A 13,992-nucleotide genomic window follows, 5' to 3' on the forward strand; every position below is an offset into this window, starting at 1 on the left:
CCGTTGAAGCAACTGAAGTTATTGCGGCTTCAGTCCCACGTTACGCGCCAGGGTGCGCCAGCGCTCCGACTCCGCCCGAAGGAATCCACGCAACTGGTCGCGCGAAGTACCTTTCATTTCCACGCCCAAAGCGGACATACGTTCCACCACCTTGAAATCCGACATCGCACTCAGGAGTTCGAGGCGAAGCCGCTCGGTGACTTCAAGCGGCGTGGTCGCTGGCGCAACAAGCGCCCACCACTGCGCAACATCCATGTTCTTCAAGCCGAGCTCAGTCATCGTCGGCAAGGAGCGCAGGATGGGAACGTCCGAACGCTTGCGACCCGTCACTGCGAGCGCCTTGACCTTTCCGGAGGCCATCAGGCTGGAGCCGGTCGCCAGCGTGGCGAAGTAAGAAGACACCTGGCCGGCAGCCAGGTCCACCATCGCCGGCGCGCCGCCGCGGTAAGGCACCATGTTGAACTTGATTTTGGTCTCCTGGGAAAACAGCTCGCCCACCAGGTGGCTGATAGACCCTGTGCCGCTGTTCGCCATGGCAGGAGGCCCGCCCTTGGCGGTCGAAGAAGCTTTCAGGAAAGTCTTGAAGTCGCTGTTTTCGGGGCCCATGCCGGTAAACAGCACCATGGGCGATGTACCCACCAGCGTGATCGGCGTGAAGTCGCGCAGCATGTCGTAAGGCAGGTTGGCAACAACTGCGGGCGCGTACACGTGCGACAACTCCACGATCGCCAGCGTATAGCCATCGGGTGCCGACTTGGCGGCCTGGTCAATCCCCACGTGGCCCGCGCCACCCGGCTTGTTGTCGACGATCACGGGTTGCTTCAGCCCTTCGCTCAGCCGCTGTGCGAGCACGCGGGTAATGGCATCGGTGCTACCGCCCGTTGCCCAGGGAACGATGATCTTGATGGGCTTGTCGGGGTAGGCAGCCCATGCGGGCGCAGCGCCAAGCGCCAGGGTGGCTGCGGAACCAGCAAGCAGCGTGCGCCGCTTGATGGGGAATGTTGAAACTGACATGAACTCTCCTTGCATTGATCGGATACGCGAGACAACCCCACCTCCTCGTGGGCATCGTCAGCGTCCGGCGAGCGTACACCGCAGATGACGCCTGCACCGTGTTACCACGCAGATACAGGCGCTACTTGTGGCTCGCGTCCAACGTTTTTCGCGCGTTTATTTTTTGTGATCTCGCGACACCGAAAATTCACACGCGATTATTTTTAGCAAAGTAATCAAAAAGTCTGCAGTGCATCGTGGATGCGTTTTTCCGCCGGAATTCTGGCCGTTTATTTTTCCCGACGCTGCTTAAATTTCCCGATCAGCACGCGCGGCAGGGATAGCCGGGTCCGCCGCGCTGCGAATCAAACCGAGGTTGGATTTCAGCATCTCGAACACCTTGCGTGTCACCGGGTTAATGACATTCTTTCGAACGAACAGGTAGTAATCAAGCTCAGGCAAGCGCGGCAGTCCATCGTTTTCGCCCAGCACGCGCAGGTCGCTGCCCGCCATCTCGATGCCGCGCGCAGTCACGCCCAAACCCGCACGCAGTGCAGCCTTGATGCCGATCAGGCTGGAAGCGGTATAGCTCGGCGACCAGGGAATTCCGGCAGCGTCCAGCGCCTCGCGTGCCAGCCTGTGAAATACGCTGGGGCCCTCCACCAGGATCAGCGGCACCGGCTTGGCGCGGTCATGTACGTAGCTGGCTGAGCACAACCACACCGTGGGTGAGGTACGCAGCACCACGCCGTCGAGTGCCGGGTCGTTGCGGTTGGAGATAGTCATGTCGATCTCGCCGCGCTTGAGGGATTCCATCAGGAAAGGGCTGCGCCCCACATGGATGTCGAGCTGCAGCAGCGGCGAAGCACGCGCCACCTGTGCCAGCAGCGTCGGCAGCATGGTGTCGGCCACGTCGTGCGGCGCGCCTATGCGCAGTACACCCTCCAGGTTGCCTTGCTGCAGGCTGCGCAAGGCGTCGTCATTGATGGCCAGCAGGTGGCGCGCATAACCGAGCAGCTTTAACCCATGCGGCGTCAGGCGCTTCTGGCGCCCATGCTTTTCAAACAGCGGGTGGCCGATCTGGTCTTCCAGCCGCTGCATTTGCTGCGTCACCGCCGACTGTGTTTTGCCCAGCTGCACGGCGGCGCTGGCAAAGCTGTCCTGCTCGTCGATGGCCACCAGCGCTCGCAGCAATTCCAGATCAAGGGTTTTCATTTCCAGGCGTTTTGCAAATATCTACTTATTACAAATGCTAATGTATTTATCTCTATTTCTGAGTTGTTTCAGAAATACGAGTTGACTATATTAGGCCAAGTAAACCCAAAACCTCACTCAGGAAGATGCCCCATGACCGCAGCAGCCGAGCGCAACCAGGTAGTTGGCGCCGCCATTCAAAACATTAAGATTATTGTTGGGAGCGGCGAAGCAAATCGCCAGTCGCTGGCCAAAGTGCTCGCGGTCCTGAACCAGCTGGCCGGCCAGAAGGAGCTGTGGAACGCTACGGATTTCGCTGCGCCCGAAAGCCCCGAACTGCAGGCGCGCTACCTGATCGCTGAAGACGCCGACCAGAGCTTCGCGCTTTACCTCAACGTGATGCGTCCCGGCAAACGCATCGTGCCGCACAACCATACGACCTGGGCCTGCATCAGTGCCGTGGAAGGCTCCGAGATCAACCGCGTGTACGAACGCCAGGACGATGGCTCAGTGCCGGGCAAGGCGCAGCTCAAAGAGGTCAACTCCGTCGTGGTCGAGCCCGGCACGGGCATCGCCCTGATGCCCGAAGACATCCACTCGGTGGAGATTCCGGCCGGCCAGGTGATACGCCACTTGCACATGTATGGCCGCGCGCTTGAAACGCTGAACACGCGCACCGGCTACGACCTGGAAAAAGGTACGTACGAAACCATGGGCATCGGCGTGCAGACGCGCCGCTGAACACCAGCGCGCCTCTACCCCCTTCCCTGAATTTTCCGAACCTACACGCCCCTATCCCATGACACGTTTTGTAGACGCGGCCACGCTGAAAGCCTGGCTGCACGACGGCGCGGAAATCGCCCTGTTTGATGTGCGCGAGCACGGCCAGTACGGCCAGTCGCATTTGTTTTACGGCATCCCCCTGCCCTACAGCCGGCTTGAGCTGGACGCACCGCGCCTGGCGCCGCGCCGCAGTGTGCGGCTGGTGGTGTATGACGACGACGGCAGCGGCGCAGCGCCTTTGGCCGCGCGCCGCTTCAGTGCACTCGGCTACAGCGATGTGCAGGTGCTGCAGGGCGGCACAGCCGGCTGGCAAGTCGCTGGCTTCCCGTTGTTTGCCGGCGTCAACGTGCCGTCCAAAACTTTCGGCGAACTGGCCGAGCAGGTCTATCACACGCCCCGCGTCAGTGCGACTGAACTTGCAGCCATGCTGGAGCGGCAAGACGACGTGGTGGTGCTCGACGGTCGGCCGTTTTCGGAGTTCCGCAAGATGAACATCCCGACGGCGATCAGTTGCCCGAACGGCGAGCTGGCCCTGCGCATCCGCGACCTGGTCCCCAGCGAAAGCACGCACATCGTGATCAACTGCGCAGGCCGCACGCGCAGTATCATCGGCGCGCAAACGCTGATCAACCTCGGCTTGCGCAACCCCGTATCGGCGCTGGAAAACGGTACCCAGGGCTGGTACCTGGCAGACTTCAAACTCGAGCACGGCGGCACGCGCCGCTACAAGGACTCGGCCCAGCCCACAGAGCCCGCCGGCATGCGCGCGGCAGCCCAGGCGCTGGCAAAGCGTTTCGATGTACCTGTCGTCAACGCACAGACTGTACGCGGCTGGGCCGGCGACGCGCAGCGCACGCTCTTTTTGTGCGATGTCCGCAGCCCCGAAGAATTTGCACGCGGCAGCCTGCCGGGCGCGCAGCACACGCCGGGCGGCCAGCTGATCCAGGCCACCGACCAGTATGTGGGCGTGCGCCAGGCCCGGCTGGTGCTGTTTGATACGGACGGCATACGCGCCCTGACGGTCGCCAGCTGGCTGCGCCAGCTGGGCCACGACGCCAGCGTGCTGGACCAGGGCCTGGCCAGTGGCCTGGCGCTGCCCGCCCCGGCGCCCGTGGCCCTGCCCGCGCTGCCTGCCACCACCGCGCACGCCCTGTCGGCCGGGCTGGCCGATGGCACCGTGGTCGCCATCGACCTGCGTCCCAGCATGCAGTTTCGCCAAAACCATATCGCGGGTACACGCTGGTCCATACGGCCGCGCCTGGCACAGGCTCTGGCCGGTGAACACCGCCCGGTGGTGCTGGTTGCCGACGAGCCCGCTGCGGCCGCCTGCGCGGCCGTTGACCTCCAGGCATTGGGACTGAAGGCCAGCCTGCTCGAAGGCGGCCTCGATGCCTGGCGCGCCGCCGGCTTTGCGCTGCAGGCCACTGACAACATGCCGGCCGACAGCGACTGCATCGACTACCTTTTCTTCGTGCATGACCGGCACGACGGCAACAAGGAAGCAGCCCGCCAGTACCTGGCCTGGGAAGTGAACCTGATCGGGCAGCTCGACGCACTGGAACTGAAGGCCTTCCAGTTGCCCGATGCCGCGGCCACCCACCCCGCGTAATACCGATTTGGCCCCGCGCCGCCTCATTTTTTAATTCATCTTTTGCCCCAATTCATTCAGGAGCCCCCATGCTTGCCAAACTGAAATTGACCGCAGCCTCGCTGTGCTGCGCCCTCCTCTCCGTACACGGCGCCGCGTCAGCCCAACCCATGCCGCAGGTCGGCGGCTTCCCGAACCAGGCCATCAAGTTTGTGTCGCCTTTCCCGGCCGGCGGCGGCAATGACGCCACCACGCGCTTCGTGACGAGCCGCCTGTCCGACATCACCGGCCAGAGCGCCATCGTCGACAACCGCGGCGGCGCCGGCGGCAACATCGGCGCCAAGGCCGTGGCCGACGCCAAGCCAGACGGCTACACAGTGCTCACGGGCCAGGTCTCACTGATGGCCGTCAACCCCTCGCTGTATGCCTCGCCGGGGTTCGATCCGCTGAAGAACTTCCTGCCCATCACCCAGATCAACGCCGCACCGCTAGTGCTGGTAGTGGCCAGCAACTCACCCCTGAAAAGCTTTGCCGACCTCGCCGCGCAGACCAAAGCCCCCGGCGGGCGAGTCACCTATGCCACGCCCGGCAATGGCACACTCTCGCACCTCGTCGGCGTGGTTCTGGAAAAAGACAGCGCCATCAGCATGACCCATGTGCCCTACAAGGGCGCAGCCCCGGCCATCACCGACCTGCTGGGCGGCCAGGTGGACGTGCTCATCACCTCCACCGCCTCGGTGTCCAGCTTCATCCAGAACGGCAAGATGCGCGCCCTGGCCGTCACCAGCCCGCGCCGCATCGGCGTGTTCACCAAGGTGCCGACGCTGGAAGAGCTGGGCTACAAGAACACGACCTTTGAAGACTGGTACGGTTTCTTCGCACCGGCTGGCACGCCGCCCGAACGCGTGGCTTACCTGCATGACAGCATCGTGCGCTCGCTCAAGTCGCCGGAAGTCAGCAAGCTGATCACCGATGGCGGCAGCGAAGTGGTGGGGAACACACCGGCAGCTTTTGCCACGCAGCTCAAGGCAGACATCGCCCGCTGGTCGCGCGTCGTCAAGCTCTCGGGCGCCAAGCTAGACTGATCCCGGATTCATCAAACCGCCCCGACATGAGCAAAAAAACACCACCGGCCACCGCACCCAGTGCGTCACCTCTGACCCGCCTGGTCCACGCCGGCAAGCAGCCTGCCTATGACGGCGGCCGGCCGGTCAACCCGGCCGTGGTGCGCGCCAGCACCGTGCTGTTTGACAACACAGCGCACCAGCGCGAGATGCGCCTGCGCCGCGGCGAGGAGCGCGTGTTCACCTACGGGGCGCGCGGCAACCCGACCAACTACGCGCTGGAAGACATGGTCAGCGAGCTTGAAGGCGCGTACCGTACGCGTCTCTTCCCTACAGGCCTGGCCGCCATCGCGATGACGCTGCTGTCCTACCTCAAGCCCGGCGACCACCTGCTGATGTCGGACAGCGTCTACGAACCGGCGCGCAAGCTGGTGGAATCCTTCCTCACGCCCTACAACATCCGCTGCACCTTCTTCGCAGCCGACGGCAGTGACGTGGAAGAAAAAATCGAGGCCGGCACGTGCATGATTTATGCCGAATGCCCGGGTTCGCTGGTGTATGAAATGTGCGACCTGCCGCGCCTGGCCGGCATTGCCCGTGCGCGGGGTCTGCTGCTGGTGGCCGACAACACCTGGGGCTCAGGCTACCAATACCGGCCGCTGGCGCTGGGCGCCGACGTGTCCATCATGGCGGCCACCAAATACCTGTCGGGCCACTCCGACGTGATGATGGGCACCGTAGCCACCACGCAAGCCGCCTGGCAGGCGCTGAACGAACGCAGCGATGCCTTCGGCATGACGGTAAGCCCCGACGATGCCTACCTGGTGCTGCGCGGCACACGCAGCATGGCCGCGCGCCTGGCCCTGCACGAAAGCGGCGCCCTGAAGGTAGCGGCCTGGCTGCAAACGCGCAGCGAAGTGGTGACCGTGTTCTGCCCGGCCCTGCCCGACCATCCAGGCCACGCCATCTGGCAACGCGACTGCAAAGGCACCAATGGCCTGCTGTCCTTCGAGCTTCAGCCCACCTTCGACCAGGCTGCCGCCGAGCGGCTGATCGACGGCCTGCGGCTGTTTGGCCTGGGCGCTTCATGGGGCGGCTATGAAAGCCTGGTTACGCTGACCAACATGCGCGGCGCCCGCAGCGTGACCGACTGGTCGGGCCACGGCCAGATCGTGCGCCTGCACATCGGGCTGGAAGACCCGGCCGACCTGGTGAGCGACTTGCAGCAGGGGTTTGACGCATTGGCTGCCTGAGGGTTTTACCTCCTGCCTTTGCTTCTCTCCTAGCTCTTACCCCTAGCCTCTTTCTCCTTCACTCATTCACTTCCTTTTCATCCGCCTTTTCGCGGCGGATTTCTCCTGCCCTTTTTCTTCAGGTTTGCATCACCATGCCCAGCCACGCACACCTTTGGCTTCAACACACCCGCAATCTCTGGCCCGGCATTGCCTCGCCGCTTCTCATCATGCTGGGCGCCAGTTTCCTGTCCGAGCATTACGGCGGCCCGCAGCTGCTGTACGCGCTGCTGTTCGGGCTGGCGTTTCATTTCCTGTACCAGGATGCGCGTTGCCGACCCGGCATCGAGTTCTGTGCCAAAACCCTGCTGCGCATCGGTGTGGCCTTGCTGGGCGCGCGCATCACGCTAGCGCAAATCGGCCAGCTCGGCATCGGCCCGCTGGCCACCGCCCTGCTGGGGGTTGCCAGCACCATTGCGCTGGGCGCCTGGCTGGCGCGGCGCCTGGGCCTTGCCACCGACTTCGGCCTGCTCTGCGGTGCAGCCGTGTCCATCTGCGGCGCGTCGGCGGCACTGGCGGTTGCGGCCGTCATGCCGAAAACCGAGGAGAACGAGCGCCACACGCTGCTCACCGTGGTCGGCGTAACAGGCTTGTCGACGCTGGCAATGGTGGTCTACCCCTTGCTGGTCAAGGTGCTGGGCCTGGACGAAACCAGCGCCGGCATCTTTCTGGGCGGCACGATCCACGACGTGGCGCAAGTGGTGGGTGCTGGCCTGATGATTTCCCATGATGCCGGCGATGTGGCGGTGATCGTCAAGCTTTTCCGTGTCACGCTGCTGGTGCCGGTGGTAGCGGTGCTCGCGTATTACTGGCGGCGCCAGATCAGCACACCAGGCAATGCCGGCCGGCGCACCCCTTTGCTGCCTTTTTTTCTGGTGGGGTTCATGGCGCTGGTACTGCTGAATAGCGTGGGCGTTGTCACTCAGCAGCTCACAAACGCGCTGGGCCATGTCTCCCGGGTCTGCCTGGTGATCGCTATTTCAGCGCTGGGCATTAAAACCTCGTTCGAGGAACTGGTGCGGCTAGGCTGGCGGCCCATGGCGTTGATGCTGGTAGAAACCGTGTGGCTCGCCGCGGTGTTCGCCGCGTACCTCTGCGTTCTTCGGGCCTGAACCAGATCGCTATTGTTTTAATAGCTGCTCGCGCCCGCCCTTATTAGGCTGCAGCCATAAAACCCCTCAAGCCAGCAGGCAAGCCGCTTCAGTCTGGTCGTCCAGGCGGCGAAGCTCGGGCACCTCTTCGGCACAACGCGCAATGGCCTGCGGGCAGCGCGTTCGGAATACACACCCCGAGGGCGGGGACATGGGCGACGGCAGGTCGCCTTGCAGCAACTGAATCACCTTCTTTCGCTCCAGCGCAGGATCGGGAATCGGGATCGCCGACAGCAATGCCTGCGTGTAGGGGTGGCGCGGCGCGGCATACAGCGCCTTCTTTTTTGCCACTTCCATTTCATGCCCCAGGTACATCACCAGGATGCGGTCGCTGATGTGTTTGACGACCGCCAGGTCATGCGCGATGAAGATCAGCGCCAGGCCCATGGACTTTTGCAGGGCCTTGAGCAGGTTGATGATCTGCGCCTGGATCGAGACATCCAGGGCCGACACCGGCTCGTCGCAGATGATGAGCTTGGGCTCCAGGATCAGCGCCCGGGCGATGCCGATGCGCTGGCACTGGCCGCCTGAAAATTCATGCGGGTAGCGGTTGATCTGCTGCGGCATCAGGCCGACGCGGCTCATTATGGTTTTAACGCGCTGCATCACTTCGGCCTCGGGCATGCGCGGCCGATGCGTGCGCAAAGGTTCGGCAATGATCTGCGCGATGGTCATGCGCGGGTCCAGCGAAGCCAGCGGGTCCTGGAAGATCATCTGGATGTCTGACCTGACGCCCAGCCAGGCCCGGGGGGAGGCGCCGGTCATTTCCTGCCCCATCCACACAATGTTGCCGGCGGTGGCAGGAATCAGGTTCAGCACCGCACGCGCCAAGGTGGATTTTCCGCAGCCCGACTCACCCACCACGCCCAGCGTTTCGCCCGCATGGATGTCGAAGGAAATGCCGTCCACGGCTTTCAGGATTCGCGCCGGCGACCAGGGCCAGGCGCCACTTTTGATCCTGAAGTGCACCTTCAGGTCGCGCACCGACAAAATAGGTTGAGAGGCATCACGCATGGACGGCTCCCCTGGCCGCAAGTTCAGACACAGCCTCGCTTGATTTGTGACAGGCCCTCAGCACCGCCGGGTTGTGCGAGGCCGGCAGCAGCGCGGGCATCACGTCACGGCACTGCTCACTGGCCAGCACGCAACGCTCGCTGAACGGGCAGCCCTTGGGAAGCCGCGCCATGTTGGGCGGTGCACCGGGGATGGCCACAAGCGCTTCGTCGTCCGCGTCCAGGCGCGGTATGGCGCCCAGCAGGCCCACGGTATACGGATGGGACGCACCATAAAAAATGCTGTCGGCACTGCCCTGCTCCATCACGCGGCCGCCATACAGCACCATCACCTCATCGCACAAGCCAGCCACCACGCCCAGGTCGTGCGTGATCATGACGATCGCCGTGCCGAAGTCACGCTGCAGGTCACGCAGCAAGGCGATGATCTGCGCCTGCACCGTCACGTCCAGCGCCGTGGTGGGCTCGTCGGCGATCAACACTTCGGGCTCGCAGAGCAAGGCCATGGCGATCATCACGCGCTGGCGCATGCCGCCCGAAAACTCGTGCGGGTACATGGTGATGCGGCGAGCGGCTTCCGGGATCTTGACCGCATCGAGCAGTTGCACCGACCTGGCGCGGGCGGACTTCCGGTCCAGGCCCTTGTGGAACTGCAGCACTTCAGTCATCTGCCGCTCCACCGTCAGGTAAGGGTTCAGCGAAGTCATCGGGTCCTGGAAGATCATGGCCACGCGGTTGCCGCGTATCTTGTTGAGCTCGGCCGGCTTCATGGCCAGCAGATCCTGACCCTTGTACAAGGCCTGGCCGGTGGCTTTGCCGTTGCCGGCGAGCAGGCCCATCATGGCCAGCACGCTCTGGCTTTTACCGGAGCCGCTCTCGCCGACGATGCCCAGGGTCTGGCCGCGCTCCAGCGAAAAGTTGATGCCGTTGACGGCGTAGATCAGCCCGTCCTGGGTCTGGAACTGAACCCCGAGGTTATTGACTTCAATCAGGCTCATGGTGCGGCTCAGCGGTCTTTGGGGTCGAGCGCATCGCGCAGGCCGTCCCCGATGTAGTTAAAGCAGTACAGCGTCAGCGAAAGCATGCCCGCCGGAAACAACAGCATCCAGGGCGAGACTTCCATGACGGATGCACCGTCGTGGATCAGGACGCCCCAGCTTGTCATGGGCTCCTGGATGCCCAGCCCCAGGAACGACAGCACGGACTCGACCAGGATCACGGCCGGCACGGTGACCGTGGTATAGATCGCGACGATCCCCAGAAGGTTGGGAACGATGTGCTGGAAGATGATGCGCCGTGTAGGCACGCCCAGCGCGCGGGCCGCTTCAATGAACTCCTTGGAACGCAGCGACAGCGTCTGGCCCCGCACTACGCGTGCCATGTTCATCCAGGAAAACACCGTGATGGTGATCACCACCAGGTAAAAGGCCCGCCCCAATATGGTCACCATCAGGATGGCGATCAGCAGGTAAGGCACGGCGTACATCATGTCGACGACGCGCATCATGAAGGCGTCTACCCTGCCGCCGATGAAGCCGGCTGTCGCACCCCACACAATGCCCAGCGTGACGGCTGACATAGTCGCGAGGAACCCCACCAGCAGCGACACGCGGCCGCCCACCAGGCTGCGCACCAGCAGGTCGCGGCCGGACTCGTCGGTGCCGAAAAAATGGGCATTCTTGAGCGTGGGCGGCAGGCTCATCGCGCCCCAGTCGGCCGCATCGAAGGCATGCGGCAGCAACCAGGGCCCGACGATGCAGCACAGCGTAATGAATGCCAGCAGGTACAGGCTGAACACCGCGGCCTTGTTGCGCATGAAGCGTACGCGCGCATCCGCCCAGGGGCTTCGGCCGTGGATCTCGGCGTCAGCCAGCGTCTGGCCGACAGCCGCGGCGAGCTGGTCTTGCCTGGTTTTTTGTTCAAACAACATGCAGTCCCTGCTCAGTACCGGATCTTCGGGTCGAGCAAGGCGTAGGCCAGGTCCACCAGCAGGTTCAGCGTGACGGCAATCACGGTCACCAGCACAACGAGGCCCAGTACCAGCGTGTAGTCGCGGTTGGCGGCGCCGTTGACGATCAGCTTGCCGATGCCCGGCAGGGAGAACACCGACTCGGTCACGATAGCCGACGTGATCGATGAGATCGCCAGGGGGCCCATGACGGACACCACCGGCAACAATGCGGGCTTGAGGGCGTGGCGCAGGATGACGGTGCGCATGGGCAGGCCCTTGGCGCGCGCGGTGCGGATGAAATTGCTGTGCAGCACCTCAATCAGGCTGCCGCGCATGACGCGCGCGATGGTGGCCACGTTGATGAAAATCAGCAACAGCATGGGCAGGATCATGAAACGCGGGGCGAAATCATTCCAGCCCCCGGCCGGCGCCCACTTGAGCCAGACGGCGAACACCAGAATCAGGACGGGGCCGATCACAAACGAGGGAAACACATGCCCGGCGTTGCCGAGCAGCATCACGAGGTAGTCGACCGCGCTGTTCTGGCGCACGGCGGCCACCGTGCCAAGGAACACACCGAGAAAGAAGGAGATGACGATGGCGCCCCCACCTATCGCCGCGGACACCGGCAGCGCATTGGCCACCAGTTCATTGACAGACCAGTCGGCATAACGAAACGAAGCGCCCAGGTCGCCGTGCAGCAGGCTGTTGAGGTAATACAGGTATTGTTGCCACAGTGGCAGATCGAGGTGGTACTTGGCCTGCAGGTTGGCCAGCACCGCAGCGGACACCTTGCGTTCGTCGTCGAAAGGCCCGCCGGGCGTGCCGTGCAGCAGGAGATAGCAGACGGTGACGACGGCCAGCAAGGTGGGAATCGTCGCCAGGATGCGCCTGAAGGTGTAGGACCACATGGGGAATATCTCCGGGCTAGGTCAATGTGAACGCATGAATGGCTCTGCCGACCACAGCTTAGCCCCGAACGACCTGCGTGGCATCAGAAAATATCGGAGTGCAGCGGAACTTGCGGCGCAAGAAGCAGGCCAAGGACAGGCAGGCGCACGGCGGCGCCCGCCATTCGGACATCAATGCTTGATGATGTACAGGTCCTTGCCGCGGTAGCGGTCCAGCGCGTTGGTGGTCGAATAACCCCCCACATAGGGCTTGACCAGGCGCGGTACGGTGTATTGCAGCAAAGGGATGATGGGATAGTCTTCCATGATCATCTTTGCGGCTTGCGTCAGCAGCACCTTGCGCTTGGCCGGGTCCATAGCCTGGTTGCCTTCATCGATCAGCGCCGAGGCCTTGCGGTTGCAGCTGTTGTGGTAGTTCTGGTCGGAATCGCACTGCACCAGCGTGAGCCAGGTGGTGGCGTCGTTGTAGTCGGCGATCCAGCCGTTGCGGGCGATCTGGTAGTCCTTGTCGGTGCGCTTCTTGATGAGCACCTTGAATTCCATCGCTTCGAGTTCAACGTCCAGGCCCAGCTTGGTCTTCCACTCAGAGGCTGCAAAGATGGCCATTTTCTTGTGATAGTCGCTGGTGTTGTAGGAGAACTTGAGCTTGGTGCCGGGTGGAAGATTCGCTTCCTTCAGGAGCTTTTTGGCTTCGGCGATCCGCTTGTCGGCGGGCCACTTGGCCCAGTCGTAAGAGGTGACGTCGGCGCCCGAAGTGCCTTTGACGATCACACCGTAAGCAGGCGTCTGGCCGTCGGCCGTCACGCGCTGCGCGAGGATGTCGCGGTCCAGCGCCATCGACAGCGCCTTGCGCACACGGATGTCCTTGAGTGCCGGGTCTGCATTGTTGAGCGAGTAATAGCGCAGGCCCAGCATGTCGGTGTTGCGGATTTCCTTGGGGTATTGCGCCTTGTACTTGTCGAAGGTGCCGGGCGGCAACTGGTACACCCAGTCGTTCTCGCCCGACTCATAGAGCTTCACATCGGCATTGCCGTCTTCGACCGAGAGGTAGGTGAGTTTGGTGAGCTGGACATTCTTCGCGTCCCAGTATGCCGGGTTCTTGACCAGGATGATCTTGCTGTTGACCTGCCAGTCTTTCAGGGAGAACGCGCCGTTGTTCACCATGTTGGCGGGCCGGGTCCAGTCTTTGCCGAATTTCTCGATCGTGGCTTTATGCAAGGGCGCGAGCTGGGGATTGGAGACGACCTCGGGCAGAAAACCGACCGGGAAAGGCGTCTTGATCTCCAGGGTATAGGGATCGATGGCCTTGACGCCGAGTTCGGTGACGGGCTTCTTGCCTTCAATGATCTCTTTGGCATTGAGCAGGAAGACGCCGTAGGTGGAAGCGTATTTGGAGGCAGTCGCCGGGTCAACGAAGCGGCGCATGCTGTAGATGAAGTCTTCGGCGGTCACTGCGTCGCCGTTGGACCATTTGGCGTTCTTGCGCAGCTTGAAAACCCAGGTCTGGGGGTCGACCTGCTTCCAGCTCTCTGCCACAGCGGGGACGATCTTGCCATTCTGGTCGGCAGCCGCCAGCCCCTCAAACATGTCGCGGATCACGTTGTTGGCCGGAACGCCGGTCGCCAATGCGGCATCCAGGGTTTCAGGCTCGGAACCGTTGTTGCGAACCAGTTCCTGCGTTTCATGCAGCTTCACGCCCGCAGGCACCGTGGCTGCGGCAGCCAGGCCGGCCGAGGCCAGCAGCATGGCGCCGGTCAGCGCCTTCATCGTCCAGGTTGAGTTCATGCTTGTTGCACCCCGAATAGAAAATTGGCGGGCTTGTGGCCCGCCATGGTTGATGGAACGCTTCGCCTCCCATGAGAGAGTCCACGTTTGCCTGTCAGTCGGCAGCGAATATACCGCCGCACCAGACGCGGCCCCGTAGGGAGTAACCCTTCAGCAATTACCGTGCCTTCGCGAGGCCGTTGGAGGGACGAAAGTCAGGTGGATACATCCGGAACACTTCCTCACAACTGAATGGCTGGCGACGCCAGCTACCGATCATGGACAGGT

12 protein-coding genes are annotated in these 13,992 nt (G+C 62.9%); 5 read left to right on the top strand and 7 right to left on the bottom strand.

Annotated elements, in window-relative coordinates:
* Positions 1-18 precede the first annotated feature (18 nt).
* Positions 19-1,014 (bottom strand): Bug family tripartite tricarboxylate transporter substrate binding protein, encoded by a 996-nt coding sequence (locus AC1D1J_RS04665; protein WP_477694001.1) that lies wholly within the window; start codon positions 1,012-1,014, stop codon positions 19-21.
* A gap of 288 nt (positions 1,015-1,302) precedes the next feature.
* Positions 1,303-2,208, bottom strand: coding sequence for a LysR substrate-binding domain-containing protein (locus AC1D1J_RS04670; protein ID WP_457280316.1), 906 nt, complete (start codon positions 2,206-2,208; stop codon positions 1,303-1,305).
* Positions 2,209-2,340: 132 nt separating this feature from the next.
* Between AC1D1J_RS04670 and AC1D1J_RS04675 the strand changes: the two genes are divergently transcribed.
* From AC1D1J_RS04675 to AC1D1J_RS04695, 5 genes are all read left to right on the top strand, one after another.
* Complete coding sequence (locus AC1D1J_RS04675; RefSeq protein ID WP_457280315.1) at positions 2,341-2,928, top strand: cysteine dioxygenase family protein; 588 nt, start codon at positions 2,341-2,343, stop codon at positions 2,926-2,928.
* A 58-nt stretch (positions 2,929-2,986) separates the two neighbouring features.
* A complete protein-coding gene (locus AC1D1J_RS04680) occupies positions 2,987-4,579 on the top strand; it encodes a rhodanese-like domain-containing protein (RefSeq protein WP_477694002.1) in 1,593 nt (530 codons plus the stop codon).
* 68 nt (positions 4,580-4,647) lie between these two features.
* A complete protein-coding gene (locus tag AC1D1J_RS04685) occupies positions 4,648-5,643 on the top strand; it encodes a Bug family tripartite tricarboxylate transporter substrate binding protein (protein WP_477685389.1) in 996 nt (331 codons plus the stop codon).
* 26 nt (positions 5,644-5,669) lie between these two features.
* A complete protein-coding gene (gene metC / locus AC1D1J_RS04690; protein WP_477694003.1) occupies positions 5,670-6,875 on the top strand; it encodes a cystathionine beta-lyase in 1,206 nt (401 codons plus the stop codon).
* Positions 6,876-7,009: 134 nt separating this feature from the next.
* A complete protein-coding gene (locus AC1D1J_RS04695; protein WP_477685387.1) occupies positions 7,010-8,026 on the top strand; it encodes a YeiH family protein in 1,017 nt (338 codons plus the stop codon).
* 66 nt (positions 8,027-8,092) lie between these two features.
* Here the strand turns inward: AC1D1J_RS04695 and oppF are convergent, their stop codons facing one another.
* From oppF to AC1D1J_RS04720, 5 genes are all read right to left on the bottom strand, one after another.
* Positions 8,093-9,079, bottom strand: coding sequence for a murein tripeptide/oligopeptide ABC transporter ATP binding protein OppF (gene oppF / locus AC1D1J_RS04700; protein WP_477694004.1), 987 nt, complete (start codon positions 9,077-9,079; stop codon positions 8,093-8,095).
* Complete coding sequence (locus tag AC1D1J_RS04705) at positions 9,072-10,076, bottom strand: oligopeptide/dipeptide ABC transporter ATP-binding protein (protein ID WP_477694005.1); 1,005 nt, start codon at positions 10,074-10,076, stop codon at positions 9,072-9,074. Before AC1D1J_RS04705 ends, oppF begins: the two co-directional genes overlap by 8 nt.
* A gap of 8 nt (positions 10,077-10,084) precedes the next feature.
* Positions 10,085-11,008 (bottom strand): ABC transporter permease subunit, encoded by a 924-nt coding sequence (locus AC1D1J_RS04710; protein ID WP_477694006.1) that lies wholly within the window; start codon positions 11,006-11,008, stop codon positions 10,085-10,087.
* Positions 11,009-11,019: 11 nt separating this feature from the next.
* Positions 11,020-11,940 carry an oligopeptide ABC transporter permease OppB gene (gene oppB, locus AC1D1J_RS04715; RefSeq protein ID WP_477694007.1) on the bottom strand — a complete coding sequence of 307 codons (921 nt, stop codon included), beginning with the start codon at positions 11,938-11,940 and terminating at the stop codon, positions 11,020-11,022.
* A gap of 171 nt (positions 11,941-12,111) precedes the next feature.
* A complete protein-coding gene (locus tag AC1D1J_RS04720) occupies positions 12,112-13,725 on the bottom strand; it encodes a peptide ABC transporter substrate-binding protein (protein WP_477694008.1) in 1,614 nt (537 codons plus the stop codon).
* Positions 13,726-13,992 lie beyond the last annotated feature (267 nt).

Source organism: Polaromonas sp. P1_F8 (assembly GCF_056405635.1).

Excerpts from the sequence above, each read along its gene's own strand:
- oppB (WP_477694007.1), bottom strand. The coding sequence starts at position 11,940 with ATGTGGTCCTACACCTTCAGGCGCATCCTGGCGACGATTCCCACCTTG.
- AC1D1J_RS04705 (WP_477694005.1), bottom strand. The coding sequence starts at position 10,076 with ATGAGCCTGATTGAAGTCAATAACCTCGGGGTTCAGTTCCAGACCCAG.
- AC1D1J_RS04680 (WP_477694002.1), top strand. The coding sequence starts at position 2,987 with ATGACACGTTTTGTAGACGCGGCCACGCTGAAAGCCTGGCTGCACGAC.
- oppF (WP_477694004.1), bottom strand. The coding sequence starts at position 9,079 with ATGCGTGATGCCTCTCAACCTATTTTGTCGGTGCGCGACCTGAAGGTG.
- AC1D1J_RS04670 (WP_457280316.1), bottom strand. The coding sequence starts at position 2,208 with ATGAAAACCCTTGATCTGGAATTGCTGCGAGCGCTGGTGGCCATCGAC.
- AC1D1J_RS04665 (WP_477694001.1), bottom strand. The coding sequence starts at position 1,014 with ATGTCAGTTTCAACATTCCCCATCAAGCGGCGCACGCTGCTTGCTGGT.
- AC1D1J_RS04685 (WP_477685389.1), top strand. The coding sequence starts at position 4,648 with ATGCTTGCCAAACTGAAATTGACCGCAGCCTCGCTGTGCTGCGCCCTC.
- metC (WP_477694003.1), top strand. The coding sequence starts at position 5,670 with ATGAGCAAAAAAACACCACCGGCCACCGCACCCAGTGCGTCACCTCTG.
- AC1D1J_RS04695 (WP_477685387.1), top strand. The coding sequence starts at position 7,010 with ATGCCCAGCCACGCACACCTTTGGCTTCAACACACCCGCAATCTCTGG.
- AC1D1J_RS04720 (WP_477694008.1), bottom strand. The coding sequence starts at position 13,725 with ATGAACTCAACCTGGACGATGAAGGCGCTGACCGGCGCCATGCTGCTG.
- AC1D1J_RS04675 (WP_457280315.1), top strand. The coding sequence starts at position 2,341 with ATGACCGCAGCAGCCGAGCGCAACCAGGTAGTTGGCGCCGCCATTCAA.
- AC1D1J_RS04710 (WP_477694006.1), bottom strand. The coding sequence starts at position 11,008 with ATGTTGTTTGAACAAAAAACCAGGCAAGACCAGCTCGCCGCGGCTGTC.